This window comes from Bacillus cereus group sp. BfR-BA-01382 (assembly GCF_022663475.1).
Lineage (GTDB): Bacteria > Bacillota > Bacilli > Bacillales > Bacillaceae_G > Bacillus_A > Bacillus_A thuringiensis_S.
Window position 1 is genome coordinate 126765 of sequence record NZ_JAKUFQ010000002.1, and the last position, 22301, is coordinate 149065.

Sequence of the window (22301 nt, forward strand, 5' to 3'; positions counted from 1 at the left end):
ACTGTTTCTTCTCATTTACTACTGATACAATCAAGAACACAAGTAAAGTAAGGAGAGATGTTACATGAGTTCTTTCGTTCTCGATTTTCAGGAAATAGAAAACACGTACCTTTCACTTGTCGGTGGAAAAGGTTTGAATTTAGGGGAGTTATCCAACATTCAAGGGATACAAGTGCCAGAAGGATTTTGTGTTACAACGATAGGGTATGAAAAGGCCATCGAGCAAAATGAAGGGCTTCAAATTTTGTTGCAGCAGCTAACGATGCTAAAAATTGAGGAACGAGGTCAAATTTGTGAAATTAGTAAGAAGATTAGAGAAGTCATTATGGCGGTGGAAATTCCAGTTGATGTAGTGGAATCAGTAGCTCATCATCTCTCTCGCTTTGGCGATGAACATGCGTATGCAGTGCGTTCGAGTGCTACTGCTGAAGATTTACCGTATGCCTCGTTTGCTGGTCAACAAGATACGTATTTAAATATTATTGGAAAAGAAAGTATTTTGCAGCATATTAAAAAATGCTGGGCTTCTTTATTTACAGATCGAGCGGTTATATACCGAATGCAAAACGGTTTTGATCATAATCAAGTTTCTATATGTGTTGTCGTTCAAAAAATGGTTTTCCCTGTGGCTTCAGGGATTTTATTTACTGCCGATCCGATTACTTCGAATAGGAAGGTGTTGTCAATCGATGCCAGCTTTGGACTTGGCGAGGCGCTAGTATCTGGATTGGTTTCTGCCGATAATTATAAGGTAAAAGAAGATGAAATCGTCGGAAAGGTCATCGCAACGAAAAAATTAGCCATCTATGGACGAAAAGAAGGCGGAACAGAGACAAAGAAAATTGCTCCTAATCAGCAAAAAGTTCAAACACTTACTGAACAACAAATTTTACAACTAGCACGCATCGGAAGACAAATCGAAGTTTATTTTGGTTGTCCGCAAGATATTGAATGGTGTTTAGTTGATGATACATTTTATATAGTCCAAAGCAGGCCGATTACGACTTTATATCCAATTCCAGGAGTAAATGATGGGGAAAATCATGTGTATATATCGGTTGGTCACCAACAAATGATGACCGATGCGATGAAACCACTTGGGTTATCTTTTTTCTTGTTAACGACTAGTGCTCCTATGCGTAAAGCGGGAGGCAGGTTATTTGTTGATGCTACGCAACAATTAGCTTTACCTGCTAGCAGAGATTACTTAATAAACACTTTAGGAAAATCGGATCCACTTGTAAGAGATGCATTAACGACTATAATCGAGCGAGATGATTTTATTCAATTGTTACCGGATGATGAAAAAGGAAAGAGTGCTAGTAAAAGTAAGCAACCTGCAAGTTCGCAAACAGAAATCGAAAATAATACGGCAATCGTTACGAATTTAATACAGAATAGTCAAGAATCGATCGAAGAGTTAAAACGAAACATGCAAACGAAATCAGGTGTGGATGTATTTGATTTTATTTTGCAAGACATCCAGCAATTAAAGAAAGTATTATTTAACCCGCAAAGTATAGCTGTTATTATGGCTGGTATGAATGCTTCAACATGGATGAATGAAAAGATGGAGCAATGGCTAGGTGAAAAAAATGCAGCAGATACACTTTCTCAATCCGTACAAAATAATATTACTTCAGAAATGGGTTTAGCATTATTAGATGTTGCAGATGTGATTCGGCCGTATCCAGAAGTCATTGCGTATTTACAGCATGTAGAAGATGACAGCTTTTTAGATGAATTAGTTCAGTTTAAAGGCGGGGAAAAAGTTCGGGATGCAATCGAGGCGTTTCTAAGCAAATATGGAATGAGATGCAGCGGAGAAATCGACATTACGAAAACGCGCTGGAGTGAAAAGCCAACAATCATTATCCCGATGATTTTAAATAATATAAGAGACTTTGAAGCTGGCGCTAGTAAGCGAAAGTTTGAAGAAGGACTACAGGAAGCTTTGAAAAAAGAAGAAGAGTTAGTAGAGCGATTACAAGACTTGCCGGATGGAAAACAAAAAGTAGAAGAAACGAAGCGAATGATTCGCAACATCCGTAATTGTATCGGTTATCGTGAATATCCAAAATACGGCATGATTAATCGTTATTTTATATATAAGCAGGCGTTATTGAAAGAAGCTAAGCAACTTGTGCAGAGCGGGGTCATTCATGAAGTCGATGATATATACTACTTAACTTTTGAAGAACTTCACGAAGTCGTCCGCACAAATAAACTAGATTACGAGCTTATTCATAAGCAAAAAAATGAGTACAAATTATATGAAAAACTAACGCCGCCGCGAGTTATGACGTCTGATGGAGAAATCATTACAGGTAAATATAAACGAGAAAATCTCCCAGCTGAAGCAATAGTAGGTTTGCCTGTTTCTTCTGGAGTGATTGAGGGGAGAGCACGCGTTATTTTAAATATGGAAGACGCGAATTTGGAAGAGGGAGATATATTAGTTACGGCATTTACCGATCCTGGCTGGACACCTTTGTTTGTTTCTATAAAAGGGTTAGTAACAGAAGTCGGTGGGCTTATGACGCACGGAGCAGTAATTGCACGTGAGTATGGATTACCAGCAGTCGTCGGAGTAGAGAATGCTACGAAACGAATAAAAGACGGTCAACGAATTCGGATACATGGAACAGAAGGGTATATTGAAGTGTTGTAAGTAAAAGAGCATCCACTATTATAGTGGATGCTCTTTTATTATATAGCTGACTTATTTCTTTAAACCAGCCGCATAAAAAGGTCCATGAACTGCAATAGTTGATAAAAAGCGAGCAATCTCCTCAGGTGTTTCTTTTTGTCCATTATTTAACCATTGCTGTATGACACCTATATGTGCAGATGCCATATAAGAAGTTAAGTATTCGCTTGGAACAAGTAAATTTTCCTTATTAATGAGAGGACCATTCGTATCTTCAAATAATGTTTTCCACATAAAATCTTTCAGTTTTGTTTGGAAAGATAAATCTCCATTTGGGCTAAGCACAGCTCTCATAAAATCACTATTTTCATTTAGAAATTCAAGAATAGAAGTGATAAGTATAAATGGCATTGTTGGAGAAGGATTTGTTCCAAGATCAGCAATAACTTCCGGGAATTTCTGTTTGGCAATTTTAGAAAACTCGTACATAATGTCTTCTTGGCATTTTGTCATTAAATCAAATTTATCTTGATAGTGCGCATAGAAAGTACCGCGATTAATGTTTGCTTTCGTTGTAATATCTTTCACTGTAATGGCGTCAAAACCTTTTTCTTCAATTAGCTCCACCAATGCATTTCGTATGGCGGTTTTCGTACGAACAACACGCAAATCTAAATTGCTATCGCGCAACGCATGTCCCTCCTTAATTTTACTCAACACATTTAGAAAATGTGTCTTATAACCGACACATTCCCGATTTTTGATTATTGTATATGGTTCAACTCGAACATATAATTCAAAATATAAATAAACAACACGTTGTTGATTATTATAAATCAAATTAAAGGAGGAAAAAAGAAAATGTTTAAAAATAAACTTTTATTTTTATCACCAGTTATTGCACTGCTTGTTGTTTTTATTTTTTCATTAACGTTATTTCCAACTGTTCAACCGCAGCCGAAAAACTTGCCAATTGCAATTGTAAATGAGGATCAAGGTGTAGAAATTCCAAATCAACCGAAAATGAATATGGGGCAAACAATTGTTGATACGGTGAAAAAATCATCGAAATCAGATGAAGAACCTGCGGTAAAGTGGGTAGAAGTGAAGAATAAGGAAGCAGTTCAAAAAGGGCTAAATAATAAAGAGTATTATGCAGCGTTAGTCATTCCGAAAGAATTTAGTGCAAAACAAGCATCGTTACGAACACCACAGCCATCTTCACCTGAGATAGAAATATATATTAATCAAGGAATGAATACGGCTGCATCAACTATGGCAGGACAAATATTAAATGGCGTGGTTGATAATATGAACAATAATGTCCGTACACAAATATTAGAAGGGTTGAAAACAAAAGGAGCTACTGTAACAACAGACCAAGCTGAGAAATTAGTAACACCTATTGTAAAGAACGTGAAAAATGTGAATGAGGTCGGCAAAAATAGTGCGAACGGTAACTCACCAATATCATTGTTCCAACCGTTATGGATTGCAAGTTTAGCTAGTGCAGCGATTATTTTTATTGCGATTAGTAAAATGCCAGTAAGCTCAAGAAAAGAAAACTTTCTGTTAAAAGTAAAACAAATCGTAACAGGGGCTATTGCGACACTTGTAATTGGGTTTGGTCTTACATGGATTGCAGATGGGATGGTAGGGTTAAATATTTCGAACTTCACGGATACAGCTCTATTCTTATCTATTACTTCTTTTAGTTTCTTCTTAATGATATCTGCGGTACTTTCATTAGTTGGACTAAAAGGAATCGGTTTATTCGCTTTATTACTATTCTTCGGAGCGCCGTTATTATCGTTAGCACCTGAGATGTTGTCTCCGTTTTATCAAGACTGGGTTTACTCATGGTTACCAATGAAATTTATGATTGAAGGCCTAAGAGAAATCTTCTTCTTCGGAAAAGGATTAAGCTGGAATACACCTGTTACTGTACTCGTTTGGATTGGTATAGTAAGTATGGTTACTATATTAGCAACTACATTCAAACGTAGTGTAGTAAAAGGGCATAAAACAGAATTGAACGCTTAAAAAAAGCCGTTTCACTAAATTAGTGAAACGGCTTTTTTGTGATGAAATCTAAAAGCTGAAGAATGAGTATCTGCTGTTGTCGCCTTAGAATTAAGTCGGAATCTCTAAAAATCGCGTACGTTCCAAACAATCTCACCACGTTCATCATCCCACGTACTGTGATGACGCTTAAATCCTATCTTTTCTAGTACCCGGAGTGAAGCGATATTCCAAGTGCCTACAGTCGACCAAAGTCTATGGCGCCCAGTAGCAATCGCAGCGTCCAGTACAACGGATGCCGCCTCAGTTGCATAACCTTTACCATGGGCGCTGCGGAACAACTCGTATGCAATCTCCGGCTCTTCAAGTGTGGAACGACCGATAATTAAGCCGCAGTATCCGATGAAATCGCCTTCATTGCGCCTTCGAATAGTGAGAAGGGAAATGCCATTTTCCTCTGCCTTCTTGCGCATCTCAATGAGCCGGTTACGAACGGAATCAACGGCTGGAATGTCCACACCACGTTCGCCAATTAATTTGCTCAGCCAAACGGAATCGGATTCCTCCCACATACTAAGCTCAAGTCTTTCGGTTTTCAGCTGGAAGGCCATAGGTTTAAATAAAGATGGCATAGTGGTACCTCCTAGTTATATGACTGGATTCATAATAGCTTCGCATCTCAACACCACATCTGGTTGGAAACCTGATTCATTCGCGAATTTATAGCAACAGCGTACAAAAAAATAGTGATATTTTATCCGCTATTTGCCGTGTAGTAAAATCCCCATTGATTATAGTTTCACTTTATGAATAAGCAATTCCTTTGCAAAATAGACCCTTTTCTCAAACTTTACTTTCAATCTAAAGTCGTCCCGTTATATACACAGGCTCCTACTATTTCTAAATGCATAAAATGTTAAGCGAAAGTATGGAGGGATACGATGTATAATTCGAATTATTATGATTGGTATAGACAAAATGATAAGTTGATTAGTGATATTGAAAAAGCTATAAACGGAGAGTATAGCGCTATAAGCTGCTATGCAAAATTAGCGAATATGGCTCCAAATCAAGTAGAACAAAAACAAATTCTTGAAATTCGTAATGATGAAATAAAGCATTTCCACAACTTTGTACAAATTTATACGAGTTTAACTGGTAGGCAGCCAAAACCACAAATTACTGAAGACTGCCCAAATACGTATTTACAAGGATTAGAGTTCGCTATACAAGATGAACAAAAAACAGTAGATTTTTATTTGGAAATTTCAGATGAGACATCGGATGCACATCTGAAAGAGTTGTTGCGGAGAATAGCTGCGGATGAACAAAATCATGCAGTATGGTTTTTATATTACTTCGTGAAGTCGAAGTGAGCATTAAGAATGAACGACTGATGTGGTGCATATATTAAAAAATATTTTAAAACGTAGTGCAACAATTGAATGAAATATTTAAATGTAAGCAGAAGGAAACCGTTTCGCTAGTAGTGGAGCGGTTTTTTTATGATGTACATATGTATCGACAAAATATAGTAATTACATTTGATATATAATGTATGAAATGAAAATGAATAAGTTAGGAGCAAGCATATGAAAAGAGGGATTACAGTAGATATTCTAGATGGATATGATAATTTACTTTGGAAAGTATTAAAGCCAATTGATATTACTGTATTTGATTGGCAAGTCATGGGAAGGGAGGAAGCTTATATAATAATAGGGAATGAATTAGGTTCAGAGTTATTTTCAGAAGATAACGAGATTATGGAAGGATCAGAATTAAAAAAGCTAATAAAAGATAACATATATTATCTTTTATTTTTAGATTTAAAAGCATGTCCAAAAGGAGAGGTACTAGGAGAAATTGCAACATTTGAAGAATTTAAGGAGAGTAAGTGTGAAGTAGTCGTATTAGTAGCGGATGGTGAGTATATACAAATTTATGCGAAAAACCAAGAAGAGATTGAAATGATGTATGAAAACGCAGTGAATCAAGGATTTTATGTAGAATATATTATAGATGAAAATGATGGAAGGACGCATTTGTCAGTATGGTAGCAATTTGAAAGGGGAACGGCAATATGGAGAGAAATATAAGTAAAGAACATGAAATTCGAATTGCTACTGAAATTGAAAGTGATAGTATTCTCCTTTTATTAAAAGAAGTAGCGCAATGGCTACAATATAAAGAAGTGGATCAGTGGCAGTATCTTTTAGGAGAGGAAGCTACGGCTGAAATACTAGAATGTATAAGAGAAAAATATACATATGTTGTTCTGAAAGAAGATGAAATAGTTGGTACGGTTACAGTTTCTCCTAAACAAAATGAATGGGATGAACATATTTTTGGTAAAGAGGAAGTTTCTAATTCATTATATATTCATAGATTTGCGGTGAAACGGAAGTATAAGGGAAATGGAATAGGCGAATGGATTTTACAGTGGGTAGAAGAGAATGTGCAATGTGATAAAGAGTATTTGAAGTTAGATTGTGTGGGGCATAATCGTACGTTGAATGATTTTTATAAGAAAAATGGTTTTGAATATGTTGGAAGTACGGATGGGCTTAGTAAGTTTCAAAAGAAAAGGAGAATGTGAATGCATCTAATTAATGTAAGTTTAGTTGAAAAGTTAATACAGGAACAGTTTCCCGAATGGGCCCATTTAGAAGTGAAACCTGTAAAGTTTAGTGGGCATGATAATAGGACGTTTCACTTAGGGGATGAGATGAGTGTAAGATTGCCAAGTGATGTGGCATATGCACCGCAAGTAGAGAAAGAAAATAAGTGGTTACCACTATTAAGTAAGAGGCTTTCTTTACCGATTTCTACCCCACTTGCGAAAGGAAATCCATCTGAAGCGTATCCATTGCCTTGGTCTATTAATAAGTGGATAGAGGGGGAAACAGTTACGAAACAAAAAGTTCGTGATTTAAATGAATTTGCAGCGGATTTAGGATCTTTTTTAGTAGAATTGCAATCTATTGATGCGAGTAACGGACCTTTAGCTGGAACACATAATTTTTACCGGGGCGGACTTATATCGGTATATGATGAAGAGGCGAGAGTTGCTATTGAAAATAATAAGGATGTTTTTGACGAGGCATTATTAAAGCACCTTTGGAATGTAGCACTTAGTTCAACATGGGACCGTAAGCCAGTTTGGGTTCATGGAGATGTAGCGCCAGGGAATTTACTCGTTAAAGATGGAAAGCTTTGTGCTGTAATTGATTTTGGTATTTTAGGAGTAGGAGATCCTGCATGTGATGCGGCGATGGCTTGGACATTTTTTGATGAAAATAGTAGAAACGTATTTAAAGAAGTGTTACGTATGGACGAAGAAACATGGAATAGAGCGAGAGGATGGGCACTTTGGAAGGCGTTAATTACATATGACGCAAATAAGGATAGTAATGAGAGGGTGGCAGAAGAATCTTATCGTATCATTCAAGTGATTGTGGATGATTATAAAGGGGAATAGAAAAGCCTATTTCAAAATAGGTTTTTTCATATGATTAAATAGTAGAAACGGAAAGAAGGAATATAACATAATTATACAGAATATTTAGATAATAGGAGGTGTCGAATTTTGAGTGAAATTGAATTAAAGAGCAATATAATTAAGGCAGGGCGAGAGAAGGGGATTATTCTCCGGTTTATACTTGCTAGTCTCGTTGGAGTGTTTATGTTTTTCGTTCCTGTTACGATAAACGGTGCATCGTCTATTATGATTGATCACATCGTATCGTGGATTAGGGCTTCGGTTCCTGACGTAGTACCTTATTATGCATTATTTGTTATGGCAATTGGTGCAATTTATCCATTTTATACGAAGAAATGGAATGCATCTATCGTAGACATTTGTTTTTCTATTTTAAAAGTAGTTGGCGTTGTTTTTGGCATATTATATTGTTTAAAAGTAGGACCAGCTTGGTTCTTTGCGCCAGATGTTGGACCGTTTTTGTATGAGAAGCTAGTCATATCAGTAAGTTTGCTCGTTCCAATTGGCTCGGCGTTTTTAGCGTTATTAGTCGGATATGGATTGCTTGAATTTATCGGTACATTTTGTCGTCCGATTATGAGGCCATTATGGAATACGCCGGGGAGATCGGCAATCGATGCAGTTGCGTCCTTCGTTGGAAGTTATTCGCTTGCCCTCCTTATTACGAATCGCGTGTATAAAGAAGGAAAGTATACCACAAAAGAAGCGGCGATTATCGCTACAGGATTTTCTACAGTATCCGCTACATTTATGATCATCATCGCAAAAACATTAGATATTATGCATTTATGGAATGTTTATTTTTGGACTACGCTTGTTGTAACATTCATCGTGACTGCTATCACCGTAAGAATCCCGCCCCTCAGTAGAAAACCAGATACATATGTAACAGAAGAAGGGTTCCCAGAGCCTGTTTATAAAGAGAAAATGTTAGAATGTGCTTGGGAAGATGCGTTAGAAGTATCAAAGTCTGCACCGAGCATTATGAAAAATATTGCAGTGAATTTAAAAGACGGATTTATTATGACGATGGGAATTTTACCATCCATTATGTCAGTAGGATTAATTGGTATCGTCTTAGCGAAGTTTACGCCAATATTTGATTGGATCAGTTATATTTTCTATCCGTTTACATGGCTATTACAATTACCAGAAGCAGACTTAGCCGCTAAAGCCGCATCAGTTGGTATTGCAGAAATGTTTTTACCGTCATTATTAGTTGTAAGTGCGCCACTTGTGACAAAGTTTGTCATTGCAGTTGTTTCCGTATCATCTATACTGTTTTTCTCCGCTTCCATTCCTTGTATATTATCAACAGATATTCCGTTAAAAGTATCTGAACTTATTATTCTGTATGTGCAGAGAACGATTTTAACGTTGCTTATCATTACGCCGATTGCTTATTTGTTGCTTTGAACTAGAATGTAAGTTCTAAATATATGACGTTTACTAACTTGTGTAAATGAATATTTATTGTAAAATCGTAGGTAGTGCGAAATTATAAGTGCGATGCTTGAATAAAGGCATCGCATTTTTTATTTTTAGATGTACTACACGTTTACGAAAAAATATTTTTATATATTAATAAAACGATATCGATGGTATGTTATAGTAACAACAAAGGGGGCTTACAAATGGAAATTATTCACGAAAGAGCAAAGTTGCGGTTAATGGATAATACTGATGTCGAAACTTTGTTTTCGATTGTAGAAGGAAATCGGGATATTTGGGCGTATTTAATCTCTAAAATGGATAGTGTGCAAGATATGCAACAATACGTTCAAAAAGCGATAAAGGGTTACGGAAGAGGTACTCAAATACCTTTGGTAGTCGTAGATCAACAGACGAATAAGATTGTAGGAAGTACACGTTTATATAATATTTCAGTAGAAGATAAGACAGTTGAGTTAGGGCAAACGTGGTATCATCCGAGTGTGCAACGTACGAGTATAAATACAGAGTGTAAGTATATGCTTCTCCAGTATGCTTTTGAAAAACTGCATATGCTTAGGGTACAAATTAAGACGGATGCAAGAAATGAAAAAGCACAACGAGCAATTGAAAGGTTAGGCGCAGTAAAAGAGGGTGTGCTTAGAAATGAAAGAAAATTACCGAATGGTTATGTGAGAGATGCGGTGGTGTACAGTATTATCTCGAGTGAATGGCCAGGCGTAAAAGAACAATTGTTAGAAAAATTACAGTTATATAAAGAAAAGGTATAATTCGTGTTTTGAAAGGTATATTGTTCGTGAGATATGAAAAATATACCTTTTTTCTTACAAAATGCTACTTTATTTTAATTCCTTTTGTTTCATCGTTCCCTTCTGAGAAAAAATTCGTTACAATGTAGTTGTATGGTAATAAACTTATGAATTTAAAAAAATGTAATGAATACCGCAAATGAAAATGAATTGATAATCCTCAATTTTAAATGAAAACCCTTTTATATATAAATAACAAGTAAAGTTCCTTCTTTTAAATAAACTCAAACAAAACGATTTGATATAAATGTTTTTTATAGAAGTATGGATGATGTACGGAGGCAATTACAAATGAAAGAAAATAAGAAGAGTAAGAAAAGACGAATCTTTCAAGTATTTTTACTAATGATTTGTTCTGCTATTTTATATGTAAGTTATGCAGCTTATGATATTTGGAGTTATCGTTTTAAAGCAAATGATGACGTGAAAACGGATGCTGGTATCGTACTAGGCGCAGCTTCATGGAACGGAAAACCATCTCCTGTATTTAAAGAAAGAATTAATCATGCGATTTCTTTATATAGGAACGGAAATATTAAAAAGATTATTTTTACAGGTGGTACAAAGTTCGAGGCAGAACTTGAGGAAGCACGTACTGCAAGAGTATATGCAATGAAACAAGGTGTAAAAGAGGAAGATATTTTAATTGAAACAAAATCCCTTTTCACTGAAGAAAATTTAAAGAATGCGAAGCAAGTTGGAATAGAGAACGGAATACACACATACACGATTGTAAGTGATCCACTTCATATGAAACGCGCAATGAGAATCGCAAAACATATTAATATTGAAGCATATGCTTCACCAACGCCGACATCAGCATATAAAACGTTAGATACAGAAATACCATTCTTCTTTAAAGAATTATTCTCGTATATTGGATATGTAACCTCTTTGCCGTTAAAAGCATTGAAGGGGGACTAATATAAGAAAAGGATCTATCCTTAAATAGGAACTTTTCTTATTAGTCAAAAACATTGTATTTTTATCGGAATAGTGAAACAATAGAGAGGTAGCTTCATATAATCATAATGACAAAATGAACGGTTTATGAATCGAGCATAAAGTGAAACTTTAATCAGTGGGTGGGTTTCTCACTGATTATTAGTTGAACCAATCGGGCGTTTACGGGCAGTTGATCTCCCGCCTAACTTCCTTTGCTTCACCTGAATTTTTAGGTGGGAGTTTTACTGCCCGTTAATGCGGGATAAAGGAGATTATAGTATGGCACTCTCATTTGTTGAAACAGAAGAACAGTCTTTAATTATTGAGAAAATAAATAAATTGATTCCGAAGTTCATGGAAAGGGAGCATCAGCTAAGTGAATTAGGATCATTTCCGTATGAAAATATAAATGATTTGAAAGATATCGGATATACGAAATTAACGTTACCGAAGGAATTTGGTGGTAGTGCCATTTCTTTATATGACTTCGTTTTATTTCAAGAGAAAATCGCGGAAGGCTGTGGAGCTACTGCATTATCGATTGGCTGGCATCTTGGCATTGTGAAGGAGCTAGCGGAAAATCGCTCTTGGAATGATGAGATGTTCAAATGGTTTTGCGAAGAAGTACGTAATGGTGCGCTCTTTAACAGGGCAGCAACAGAACCGAAAACAGGGAGTCCGACGCGTGGCGGCAAACCAGAAACAATTGCGGTTCAACAAGGCGAGAAGTGGGTTATAAATGGAAGAAAAACTTTTACAACGATGGCGCCAGTACTTGATTATTTTATTATTTCAGCAAGTATGGAAGGCCAAGAAGAAGTTGGTGAGTTTGTTATTCCAAGAAATACACTCGGTGTGTCTATTGAAGAAACGTGGGATAGCGTTGCAATGCGAGGGACTGCTAGCCACGACCTTCTCTTACAAAATGTAGAGATAGACAACCGCTTTTTTACGGATGTAAAAGGCGGGAAAGTGAAACAAAAGGGTATTGGCTGGTTGCTACATATACCAGCATGTTATTTAGGAATTGCACAATCAGCAAGAAATTATGCAGTTCAGTTTGCGGGATCATACAGACCAAATAGTTTAAACCATTCTATTAGTTTATTACCGAATGTTAGAAGATTAGTTGGAGAATTAGAACTCGAGCTTATGCAAGCTCGCGTCTTTTTATATCAAATTGCGAAAAAATACGATGAGGCAGAAGATAAACTGTCACTGCAAGCAGAATTAGCGGCAGTGAAATACGCCGTAACAAATGCGGCGATATCCATAGTGGATAAATCAATGCGCATCGTAGGAGCAAAAAGCTTATCAGAAAAAAATCCGCTCCATCGTTACTATTTAAACGTCAGAGCAGGATTACACAATCCACCGATGGATGATGCAACATTGTCTATGCTGGCGGATGCGGCGTTTCGGTCGTAGTTTTTAAAGCTTATATTTTATTGTTTATGGATAAAATAGTTGTTTTGAAAGCACGGGTTTGATTAGTGATCAAATCCGTGCTTTTTATGTGTATGAAGTACTTGGTTGAGATGTAGGTTTTTAATATAAATGATTATCATGGTTTTGTGATTGTTTCTTGTTGAAAAATTCTTGTTGTAATGCCAGTTTGAAGGCTGTATAAACATTTTTCGTATTTAATCCCAAATTAATGGTCTTTCTAAGTTTATCATTCGTAAATATTGTAAAAATTGACCTGCATGGACCGCATCATGATAGGCAATTCGTAATAGCATGTCTCCTAAATATCTTTGATAGCCAACATCGCTTCGATCGATAAGGGTTGAATCTAGCTCTGCTATGTTTATGGATTGAACATACTCTATGAAGTCTGTAAAGTATGATTGTGCCAATTCAATTTCCTTTTTTACACAAGTAATTGGCTCTTCATCATACGGGAAATGTATATCATTTATTGAGCCGTTGTTTTTTAAAATCATATGATAGTAAAAAGTTGAGCTCCATACGTGACGAATCATCTCACCAAAAGAAATAGCCTCATTATCAGGCCTCCAATTAAGAAAATTATCGGGAAGAGAATTCCATAATTTTTCTGAGCGCCTTCTCGTCTCTTTCAAATTTAATATACTAAGATCAATTGCATTCATAATAAATTCTTCTTTACTATTAAACTTAAAATAATTGTATCAATTTAACAGTTAGGGTATCATCGAAATATGAATGTATATCCGAATATCTCATATATAGCTAAACTAATTGCTGAACCTACAAGAGCAATCATCTTAGATTGTCTAATGAATAATCAGGCACTACCTGCTAGCGAATTGGCTTATATGGCAAAAGTGTCACATCCAACAATTAGTTCTCATCTTTCTAAATTAGTAGAGGGGAATCTACTTACAGTTGAACAACATGGTAGACATCGTTACTATCGACTTGCTAATCAAGAAGTTGCAGAAGTGCTTGAAAAGTTAGAGACAATCGCACCAACAGTTCAAGTTCGCTCTTTAAAACAATCAGGTCAACTAAAACAAATTCGTTATGCTCGAACTTGTTATGATCATCTTGCAGGCAAACTCGGTGTAGAGATAACTGAAAAATTACTAGATAGGAAATTTATAATTTTAGGGGATGGAGAATACATTGTAACAGAACAAGGTAAACAATGGTTTCTGAATTTTGGAATAAATGTTGATGAGGCAGATACAAAAAGGAGGGTATTTGCAAAACCTTGCCTTGATTGGAGTGAACGGCGTTACCATATTTCTGGTTGGCTAGGGTCTGCAATTGCAAAACTGCTTTTTGAACAAGGATGGATTACGAAAACGGATAAGAACCGAGCTGTCCATCTTACAAAGAAAGGTGTAAAGTTATTGGAAGATCAATTAGGCATTGATATGAAAACTGAGGAAAGAAAAGCTTGAAATTAGAAAAGTCCGTCAAAATGACGGGCTTTTTCATTATGGTAGGAGTGTACATGAATAATAGGATGTTACCAATAATCGTTGCCAATAAAAAATCTTTCTTTTCATTCTTCTTTTTTAAGTTTTAAAGGAGAAAGCTAGGCTTCTTATTTTTACTAATGTTATAATAAGAAAAAAGCACGAAAAGAGGTCATCTCATGCTAGAGGTTATTGCAACATGTTTAGAAGATGTAAAAAGAATTGAAAGTGCTGGCGGGAAGCGGATTGAATTAATTTCATCTTATACAGAAGGTGGTTTAACACCAAGTTATGCTTTTATAAAAAAAGCGGTAGAAGCGGTGAGTATACCAATTCATGTTATGATTCGTCCGCATGCGAAGTCTTTTACATATACGGAAGAAGAAATTGAAATGATGAAAGAAGATATTATAGTTGCGCAGAAGTTAGGAGCAGCTGGTGTAGTATTAGGCGTATTAAACGAACAAAATGAAGTAGATGAAGAGAAATTAGCGGATTTACTATCTGTTGTAGATGGAATGAATGTAACGTACCACCGTGCGATAGATGATATAGAAAATCCAGTAGAAGCGATGAGAACTTTAAAGAAGTTTCATAAAGTAACTCACGTTTTAACTTCAGGTGGACAAGGAGATATAGTAGACAATATTCCGGTGCTTACAGAAATGCAAAAAGTAAGTGATGGTCAAATTCAGCTTGTAGCTGGAGCTGGCGTGACGAAAGAAAATATAAAGCGATTGCTAGATGAAACTGGAATTTCGCAAGCACATGTCGGTACAGCGGTAAGAGAAGCAAAATCATGTTTTTCTGAAATAGATCCTAATGTAGTACAAGAACTAGTTGAAATAATAAAATAAGTGCTTAAGAAAGAGGAGAAACGATGAAGGAAAATACGAAGAAAGAATTATTCTCTTGGGCTAAAACGATAGGGTTTACCCTTGTATTAATTGCTATTATTCGCGGCGTTTTATTTACACCTTCTTTAGTGCAAGGTGAATCAATGATGCCCACTTTAGAAAATAATGAACGAGTTCTCGTAAATAAGATTGGTTATAGTATAAGTGGATTAGAACGCTTTGATATTATCGTCTTCCACGGCAAAGAAGGATACGATTTAGTAAAACGAGTAATTGGTTTACCAGGTGATACAGTTGAGTATAAAAATGATGTTTTATATGTAAACGGAAAAGCGATGGAAGAACCATATTTAAAAGAGTTTAAAGAAAAAGCAACTGACCGTGTATTAACTCCAGACTTTACGTTAGAACAAATTACAGGGAAAACGAAAGTGCCAGAAGGCCAAGTATTTGTTTTAGGGGATAATCGTGAAGTTTCTAAGGATGGTCGCATGTTTGGCTTTATTTCAGAAGATGAGATTGTCGGAAAAGGACAAGCTGTTTTCTGGCCGTTGAAACAAGTAAGAGCGTTATAAAGTGTAGTGAAGTATGGGAGAGATATTCTTCCGTACTTTTTTATTTGTTTAAAATCTATTGAATGAATTGAAAGAATATTTTATAATTTTAAATTATATGTTTGTTTCGAAAAATGGAATTTAAGTTCCGAAATTCAGAACGAAAGGAAGAGAGAATGAGTATAAATAAAACGGCAGTTAAGACAATGGATATTTTAGAGTTGTTTTATGAGCATGAAGAGCTAAGTTTAACTGAGATGGTTCAGCTTACAAATATGCCGAAAACATCTGTTTATCGTTTAATTGGCTCGTTAGAAGAGATGGAGTTTTTACAAAAAAACGAAAAGGGGAAATATCGTTTAGGGGTCGTATTTTTACGGTTCGGTCAACTTGTTTCACAACGATTATCAGTAAGAAATATAGCAATTCCTTATATGAAAGAACTTAGAGATAGTTTAGGACAGGCAGTTAATTTAATAATTCAAGATGGTAATGACGCAATTTATGTTGAAAAGATGGAAGGTGTTCAGCCAGTACGCGTGTATACGGCGGTTGGAAGAAGAGCACCGCTTTATGCTGGTGCATGTCCGAGAATTTTACTATCGTATTTTTCTGAGGAAGAGAAACGGAGATACATAGAGGAAGTGGATTTAAAACAGTTTGCAGATGGAACAATTGTGGATAAGGAACAATTGCTAGAAGTGTTGCAAATGGCAAAAAAGGAAGGCTACACAATTAGTTATTCTGAGTTAGAAAATCATACAGCCGCAATAGCAGCGCCCATTTTCGCAAGTGATGGAACGGTTGTAGCAGGCATTAGTATTTCGGGATTAGCAATTGAGTACAGCGAAAGTAACATTTCATATTTTATCGCTAAGGTGAAAGAAACAGCACATCGCATTTCGAAAGAACTCGGCTTTTTGGCATAGAAAGAGGGAGTAGGATGAAATTTTCTGCGTTAGGGGATCAAGCAATTATTGTTACATTTGGTGAAGAAATTAAGATGGATATATATGAGAAAGTACAGCGGTTATTTCAAGCACTGCAGCAACATCCGTTTGCAGGAATGATTGAGTGCGTTCCGTCGTTTACTTCATTAGCTGTTTACTACAATGTATACGAAGTATGGAAGAGAAATGAGAGAAATGAAAGGCCATATGATTACGTTCACCAGTATATAAAGGAGCTGTGTGATTCTTATAAAGAAGAAGTAAAACAGGATGTGAAACATATTTCTATACCAGTGTGCTACGGGGGAGAATATGGACCTGATTTAGAAGAGGTTGCGCATTATAAAGGTTTACAAGTAGAAGATGTGATTCGAATACATAGTGAAACTACATATTTTGTATATATGCTAGGTTTTACACCAGGGTTCCCGTATTTAGGAGGACTATCAAAAGAATTAGAAACACCTAGAAAAGAAACGCCACGGTTACAAATCTCTCCTGGTTCAGTAGGTATTGGCGGAAATCAAACAGGTATTTATCCGCTTGAAACACCAGGAGGATGGAATATTATCGGCCGAACTCCTATTTCATTATTTAATCCAGAAGAAGAAATACCAACATATATTCAAAGTGGTATGTATTTACGATTTATCCCAATAACGAAGGAAGAGTACGTATCATTTGAGGGGGCTAAAGAATGGATGTAGAAGTTTTGCATGCAGGAATGTTTACAACAGTCCAAGATTTAGGGCGATCTCATTATCAACAATACGGTGTACCCGTTGGCGGGGCGATGGATCAAAGTGCACTTCGAATGATCAATATGTTAGTTGGCAATGAAGAGAATGAAGCGGGACTCGAAATGACGATTATGGGACCTAAATTGTTAATAAAGAAAACGACTTTACTTGCGATTGGCGGAGCAGATATGGAACCGTTATTGAATGGAGAACGTATCCCGTTATGGCGTCCCATTTTAGCGGAAGAAGGTAGTATGCTTTGTTTTGGAAAAGTGAAAAGTGGTTGCAGAGCGTATGTGACTTTTGCGGGTGGCATCCATATTGATCGTACTATGGGAAGTAAAAGTACGTACATACGTGCTGCGATTGGCGGTATAGAAGGAAGAATGCTCAACAAGGGTGACTACTTCCAAATTGGTGCACAACCAGAAATGGCGAATCGTTTCATTCAAGACTTACAAAAAGATGGGAGAATAAAAACGAAATGGGCAATTAACAACAGCGTACTATCAAAGTATAAGAAACATCCTAAGCTTCGTGTCATAACTGACTTTGAATATGATCAATTTACAGAAGAAAGTAGAAAGGCATTTTTTACGAAAGAGTATAAAGTATCTAATTATGCTGACCGCATGGGCTATAGGATTGAGGGAGAAGTTTTAAATAGGATTGAAGAAAAAGAGGTTTTATCGAGTCCTGTTACATTTGGAACCATTCAAGTTCCAAATGGTGGACAGCCAATTATATTAATGGCAGATAGGCAAACGACAGGTGGCTATCCGAGAATGGGAAATATCATTTCTGTAGATTTACCTCTTCTTGCCCAGCTAAAGCCGGGGGACTATGTTTCTTTTGAGGAAATTACGCTTGAAGAAGCGGAACAATTGTACATAGAACAAGAAGTAAATATAAATCTATTAAAGAAATTTATCGCTTTACGAAGCTGAAATTAGGAGGGATACATTGTGACTACAATCGATTTAAACTGTGATTTAGGAGAAAGTTTTGGAGCTTATAAAATGGGGAATGATGATGAAATTCTTCCGTTCGTTTCCTCTATAAACGTTGCTTGCGGTTTTCATGCGGGTGATCCGTCTGTTATGCGGCAAACTGTTGAAAAAGCTTTGGAGCATAACGTAGCGATAGGGGCGCATCCTGGATTTCCTGATTTAATTGGATTCGGTAGAAGAAACATGAATGTTTCAGCAAGTGAAGTATACGATTATGTTTTATATCAAATCGGCGCATTAGACGCATTTGTAAAAGCGGCAGGCGGGAAAATGCAGCATGTAAAGCCGCATGGTGCCTTATATAATATGGCGGCAACGGATTCGAAAATTGCAGATGCAATCGCTAAGGCAATTTATCATATGAATCCGAGTCTATCGCTTTACGGATTAGCAAATAGCGAGGCGTTTATACAGGCTGCAGAAAAATACAATGTAACTCTCGTACAAGAAGCGTTTGCGGATCGTACATATAAGCAAGATGGAACGTTAACGAGCCGTACAGAAGAAAATGCACTTATAAAAAATGAAGACGAAGCGATAAAGCAAGTGCTTCAAATGGTGAAAGAAGGCTATGTAAATTCGGTCAATGGAGAGGAAGTAGCAGTTCAGGCGCAGACGATTTGTTTACACGGTGATGGAGAAAAAGCAGTACAATTTGCGGGAAAAATATACAGAATATTCGAACGTAATGGTATTTCTATTTGTGCACCGAAATAAAAAATAGGGGGAAGTGCTGGGATGATTAAATTAATCGGAATACTACTTGTTGCAGTGGGCTTTTTATTTAGATTAAATACACTTTTAGTAGTTATGGTTGCAGGTATTGTTACGGGGATGGTTTCAGGATTAAGTTTTTATGATGTGATCAGCATGTTCGGTAAATTTTTCATAGAAAATAGATATATGTCTATGCCAATTATATTAACTTTACCGGTAATCGGAATTTTAGAGCGTTACGGTTTAAAAGAAAGAGCAGAAGCACTTATAACGAAATCAAAAGGAGCAACAACTGGAAGAGTATTAATGTCATATTTTACGATAAGAGAATCGTCAGCAGCACTAGGGCTTAATATTGGTGGGCATGCACAAACGGTAAGACCGCTCGTTGCACCGATGGCAGAAGGGGCCGCGCAAGGTAAATACGGTAAACTTCCTGAAAAATTAAGAGAAAAGATTAAAGCAAACGCAGCTGCTGCGGAAAATACAGCTTGGTTTTTCGGAGAAGATATTTTCATCGCAACTGGTGCTATTTTATTAATGAAAGGGTTCTTCGATTCAGTAGGTATGCATGTGGGTGTATGGGATATGGCACTTTGGGGCATTCCAACTGCAATATCTGCACTTATTGTAAGCTGGATTAGATTTAGAAGGTTTGATAAATATATAGAGAAAACAATGAAGGCAGAAGGAAAAGAAGAGAAGGAGGCAATCTAATATGAACATCATCACAATGGATACAATCTATTATGTATTAGGGATAATCGTTGCTTTTATCGCTGTTCGTATCGCATTCGATCGTGAACATCCCAACAGATTCGGTTCTAGTTTATTTTGGGCATTGTTTGCAGTTACATTTTTATTCGGAAATGTAATTCCTTCGTTTTACGTTGGCTGTATCGTGCTCGCTATGGTCGTTTTAGCCTCGCTAAATAAAGTAACAAAATCAGAGGAAAAAGAAGTTCCAGTACAAGAGCGTGTAAAACATGCTGAGAAATTAAAAAATAAAATTTTTATGCCTGCACTATTAATTCCTATTTTTACAATTATCGGTACGTTGACCTTAGGGAAAATTAAATGGGGAAATGTCTCTCTTGTTGATCCAGATAAAGTAACATTAGTTGCATTAGCGCTTGGTGCATTACTCGCATTCGTTGCGGCGATGCGTATTACAAAATCAAAAATAACAACGCCTGTACAAGAAGGAAGCAGACTATTACAAGCTGTCGGCTGGGCTGTAATTTTACCACAAATGTTAGCAGCACTTGGCGGTATATTCGCGAAGTCTGGCGTTGGACAAGTTGTTTCAGATTTAGTCGGACAAGTGTTACCGACAGAGTATCCGTTCGTTGCTGTTATGGCGTATTGTTTAGGAATGATGCTTTTCACAGTCGTAATGGGAAATGCATTCGCAGCGTTTGCCGTTATTACTGGCGGAATTGGTTTACCTTTAATTGTTCAAATGCACGGTGGGAATCCAGCAATTATGGCAGCACTCGGTATGTTTGCTGGATATTGCGGAACGCTACTTACGCCAATGGCAGCAAACTTTAATATCGTTCCGGCGATGCTTTTAGAACTAAAGGATAAAAATGCAGTTATTAAAGCACAAGTACCAATTGCTCTTTCAATCTTTATTATCAATATGTTTATTATGTACGGCCTTGTATATCGTTTCTAATTAGGAGGGAAAACTATGAAAACAGTATTATTAACAGGATTTGATCCGTTTGGCGGAGAAAGCATCAACCCAGCTTGGGAAGTAGCAAAAAGTTTGCATGAAAAAACAATTGGAGAGTACACGATTATTAGCAAACAAGTCCCAACGGTATTTCATAAATCAATAAAAGTATTAAAAGAATATATAGAAGAACTAAACCCTGAAATGATTATATGTATCGGACAAGCTGGGGGCAGACCAGATATTACGATAGAGCGTGTCGCAATTAACGTTGATGATGCAAGAATTGCTGACAATGAAGGGAATCAGCCCATAGATGTGCCAGTTGCAGAAGAAGGACCAGCTGCTTATTGGTCTACACTTCCGATGAAAGCAATCGTAAAAAGACTGCAAGAAGAAGGTATACCAGCTTTCGTTTCACAAACAGCAGGTACATTCGTTTGTAATCATTTATTCTACGGTCTCATGCATGAACTAGAGAAGCGTGATAAGAAAATAAAAGGCGGATTTATTCATATTCCGTTCTTACCAGAACAAGCGAGTAAATATCCAGGGCAACCGAGTATGTCACTTTCTACTATTCGTAAAGGGATCGAATTGGCAGTTGAGGTAACGACAACAGTTGAAGTAGATATTGTAGAGGTTGGGGGTGCGACGCATTAAATAAATCGAATCATACAACACCTCCTGTAAACAACTGGTATAATAAGTATAGGAAAATACATAGAGGTGATTTTTGTGCAACAATTTGAAGAAGTACGTTCAATTTTAGAAAAAGCGAAGAAAATTACAGTGTTAACAGGTGCAGGAGCAAGTACGGAAAGCGGTATTCCAGATTTCCGCTCAGCAAATGGATTGTATGCTGATGCGAATGTGGAGATGTATTTATCAAGGGGATATTATAATAGAAATCCGAAAGAATTTTGGAAGCATTATAAAGAAATATTTCAAATTAATACGTTTCATCAATATAAACCAAATCGTGGCCATTGCTTTTTAGCTGAATTAGAAGAACAAGGGAAAGATATTACGATTTTAACGCAAAATATTGACGGTTTACATCAATTAGGCGGTAGTAAGCATGTCATTGATTTACATGGAACACTTCAAACAGCACATTGTCCGAAGTGTAAAGCGGGATATGATTTGCAGTATATGATTGATCATGAAGTGCCTCGCTGCGAGAAGTGTAATTTCATTTTAAATCCAGATGTTGTTTTATACGGAGATACATTGCCGCAATATCAAAATGCGATAAAACGTTTATATGAAACAGATGTGCTTATTGTTATGGGAACGTCATTAAAAGTACAACCCGTCGCTTCATTCCCGGAAATCGCAAAAAGAGAAGTAGGGGCAACAACTATTTTAGTAAATGAAGAGTTAACAGAACAGGAATATAACTTTGATTATGTTTTTCAAAATAAAATTGGTGAATTTGTTGAAGGATTATCTTCAATGAAATAAGTTATCGAAAAAACTGAGGTATCCGCCTCAGTTTTT

24 protein-coding genes are annotated in these 22301 nt (G+C 36.5%); 21 read left to right on the forward strand and 3 right to left on the reverse strand.

What is annotated here, in order from left to right:
• Positions 1–64 precede the first annotated feature (64 nt).
• On the forward strand, positions 65–2671 hold the full coding sequence (ppsA, locus tag MR160_RS01530; protein ID WP_000094222.1) for a phosphoenolpyruvate synthase: 2607 nt from the start codon (positions 65–67) through the stop codon (positions 2669–2671).
• Between the two features lie 51 nt (positions 2672–2722).
• On the opposite strand, the gene MR160_RS01535 is transcribed toward ppsA, so the two are convergent.
• Entirely contained in the window at positions 2723–3340 is a 618-nt protein-coding gene (locus tag MR160_RS01535; protein ID WP_001205690.1) for a TetR/AcrR family transcriptional regulator, read from the reverse strand.
• 171 nt (positions 3341–3511) lie between these two features.
• On the opposite strand from MR160_RS01535, the gene MR160_RS01540 reads away from it, so the two are divergent.
• Positions 3512–4693: a YhgE/Pip domain-containing protein gene (locus MR160_RS01540; protein ID WP_063675506.1), complete on the forward strand. Its 1182-nt coding sequence runs from the start codon at positions 3512–3514 to the stop codon at positions 4691–4693.
• Between the two features lie 104 nt (positions 4694–4797).
• On the opposite strand, the gene MR160_RS01545 is transcribed toward MR160_RS01540, so the two are convergent.
• On the reverse strand, positions 4798–5304 hold the full coding sequence (locus tag MR160_RS01545) for a GNAT family N-acetyltransferase (protein ID WP_063675505.1): 507 nt from the start codon (positions 5302–5304) through the stop codon (positions 4798–4800).
• A gap of 309 nt (positions 5305–5613) precedes the next feature.
• On the opposite strand from MR160_RS01545, the gene MR160_RS01550 reads away from it, so the two are divergent.
• From MR160_RS01550 to MR160_RS01585, 8 genes are all read left to right on the forward strand, one after another.
• Positions 5614–6048 carry a ferritin-like domain-containing protein gene (locus MR160_RS01550; protein ID WP_000282834.1) on the forward strand — a complete coding sequence of 145 codons (435 nt, stop codon included), beginning with the start codon at positions 5614–5616 and terminating at the stop codon, positions 6046–6048.
• A gap of 216 nt (positions 6049–6264) precedes the next feature.
• Complete coding sequence (locus MR160_RS01555) at positions 6265–6732, forward strand: DUF2691 family protein (RefSeq protein ID WP_063675504.1); 468 nt, start codon at positions 6265–6267, stop codon at positions 6730–6732.
• A gap of 23 nt (positions 6733–6755) precedes the next feature.
• Positions 6756–7271, forward strand: coding sequence for a GNAT family N-acetyltransferase (locus MR160_RS01560; protein WP_000440746.1), 516 nt, complete (start codon positions 6756–6758; stop codon positions 7269–7271).
• Entirely contained in the window at positions 7272–8153 is an 882-nt protein-coding gene (locus MR160_RS01565) for an aminoglycoside phosphotransferase family protein (protein ID WP_118961880.1), read from the forward strand.
• A gap of 108 nt (positions 8154–8261) precedes the next feature.
• Positions 8262–9590, forward strand: a complete 1329-nt coding sequence (locus tag MR160_RS01570; RefSeq protein ID WP_001289409.1) for a YjiH family protein — start codon at positions 8262–8264, stop codon at positions 9588–9590.
• A 218-nt stretch (positions 9591–9808) separates the two neighbouring features.
• Positions 9809–10396, forward strand: coding sequence for a GNAT family N-acetyltransferase (locus tag MR160_RS01575; RefSeq protein ID WP_000402591.1), 588 nt, complete (start codon positions 9809–9811; stop codon positions 10394–10396).
• A 330-nt stretch (positions 10397–10726) separates the two neighbouring features.
• The gene (locus tag MR160_RS01580) at positions 10727–11359 is read left to right on the forward strand and encodes a YdcF family protein (protein ID WP_000662217.1); all 633 of its coding nucleotides are present in this window, start codon (positions 10727–10729) and stop codon (positions 11357–11359) included.
• Between the two features lie 300 nt (positions 11360–11659).
• Positions 11660–12808, forward strand: a complete 1149-nt coding sequence (locus tag MR160_RS01585; protein WP_001218363.1) for an acyl-CoA dehydrogenase family protein — start codon at positions 11660–11662, stop codon at positions 12806–12808.
• A 215-nt stretch (positions 12809–13023) separates the two neighbouring features.
• Here MR160_RS01585 and MR160_RS01590 read toward each other — a convergent pair whose 3' ends face one another.
• Positions 13024–13494: a DinB family protein gene (locus tag MR160_RS01590; protein WP_000991277.1), complete on the reverse strand. Its 471-nt coding sequence runs from the start codon at positions 13492–13494 to the stop codon at positions 13024–13026.
• 69 nt (positions 13495–13563) lie between these two features.
• Here MR160_RS01590 and MR160_RS01595 point away from each other — a divergent pair, with 69 nt between their 5' ends.
• The 11 genes from MR160_RS01595 to MR160_RS01645 all read left to right on the forward strand — a co-directional run bounded on the left by MR160_RS01595 (position 13564) and on the right by MR160_RS01645 (position 22265).
• Complete coding sequence (locus MR160_RS01595; protein ID WP_001103797.1) at positions 13564–14271, forward strand: ArsR/SmtB family transcription factor; 708 nt, start codon at positions 13564–13566, stop codon at positions 14269–14271.
• 197 nt (positions 14272–14468) lie between these two features.
• Positions 14469–15146 (forward strand): copper homeostasis protein CutC, encoded by a 678-nt coding sequence (locus MR160_RS01600; protein WP_000895107.1) that lies wholly within the window; start codon positions 14469–14471, stop codon positions 15144–15146.
• A gap of 23 nt (positions 15147–15169) precedes the next feature.
• A complete protein-coding gene (lepB, locus tag MR160_RS01605) occupies positions 15170–15721 on the forward strand; it encodes a signal peptidase I (RefSeq protein ID WP_000662494.1) in 552 nt (183 codons plus the stop codon).
• A gap of 155 nt (positions 15722–15876) precedes the next feature.
• Positions 15877–16629 carry an IclR family transcriptional regulator gene (locus MR160_RS01610; RefSeq protein WP_000026365.1) on the forward strand — a complete coding sequence of 251 codons (753 nt, stop codon included), beginning with the start codon at positions 15877–15879 and terminating at the stop codon, positions 16627–16629.
• A gap of 14 nt (positions 16630–16643) precedes the next feature.
• Positions 16644–17357, forward strand: coding sequence for a 5-oxoprolinase subunit PxpB (pxpB, locus tag MR160_RS01615; protein ID WP_000672262.1), 714 nt, complete (start codon positions 16644–16646; stop codon positions 17355–17357).
• The gene (locus tag MR160_RS01620) at positions 17348–18337 is read left to right on the forward strand and encodes a 5-oxoprolinase subunit C family protein (RefSeq protein WP_000382228.1); all 990 of its coding nucleotides are present in this window, start codon (positions 17348–17350) and stop codon (positions 18335–18337) included. Before pxpB ends, MR160_RS01620 begins: the two co-directional genes overlap by 10 nt.
• 18 nt (positions 18338–18355) lie before the next feature.
• Complete coding sequence (gene pxpA, locus MR160_RS01625; protein WP_000207324.1) at positions 18356–19117, forward strand: 5-oxoprolinase subunit PxpA; 762 nt, start codon at positions 18356–18358, stop codon at positions 19115–19117.
• A 21-nt stretch (positions 19118–19138) separates the two neighbouring features.
• Positions 19139–19834 carry a DUF969 domain-containing protein gene (locus MR160_RS01630; RefSeq protein WP_000593392.1) on the forward strand — a complete coding sequence of 232 codons (696 nt, stop codon included), beginning with the start codon at positions 19139–19141 and terminating at the stop codon, positions 19832–19834.
• 1 nt (position 19835) lies between these two features.
• Positions 19836–20798 (forward strand): DUF979 domain-containing protein, encoded by a 963-nt coding sequence (locus MR160_RS01635; protein WP_001021658.1) that lies wholly within the window; start codon positions 19836–19838, stop codon positions 20796–20798.
• Positions 20799–20813: 15 nt separating this feature from the next.
• Positions 20814–21461, forward strand: a complete 648-nt coding sequence (pcp, locus tag MR160_RS01640; protein WP_000859748.1) for a pyroglutamyl-peptidase I — start codon at positions 20814–20816, stop codon at positions 21459–21461.
• Between the two features lie 66 nt (positions 21462–21527).
• Positions 21528–22265: an NAD-dependent protein deacylase gene (locus MR160_RS01645; protein WP_079997208.1), complete on the forward strand. Its 738-nt coding sequence runs from the start codon at positions 21528–21530 to the stop codon at positions 22263–22265.
• Positions 22266–22301 lie beyond the last annotated feature (36 nt).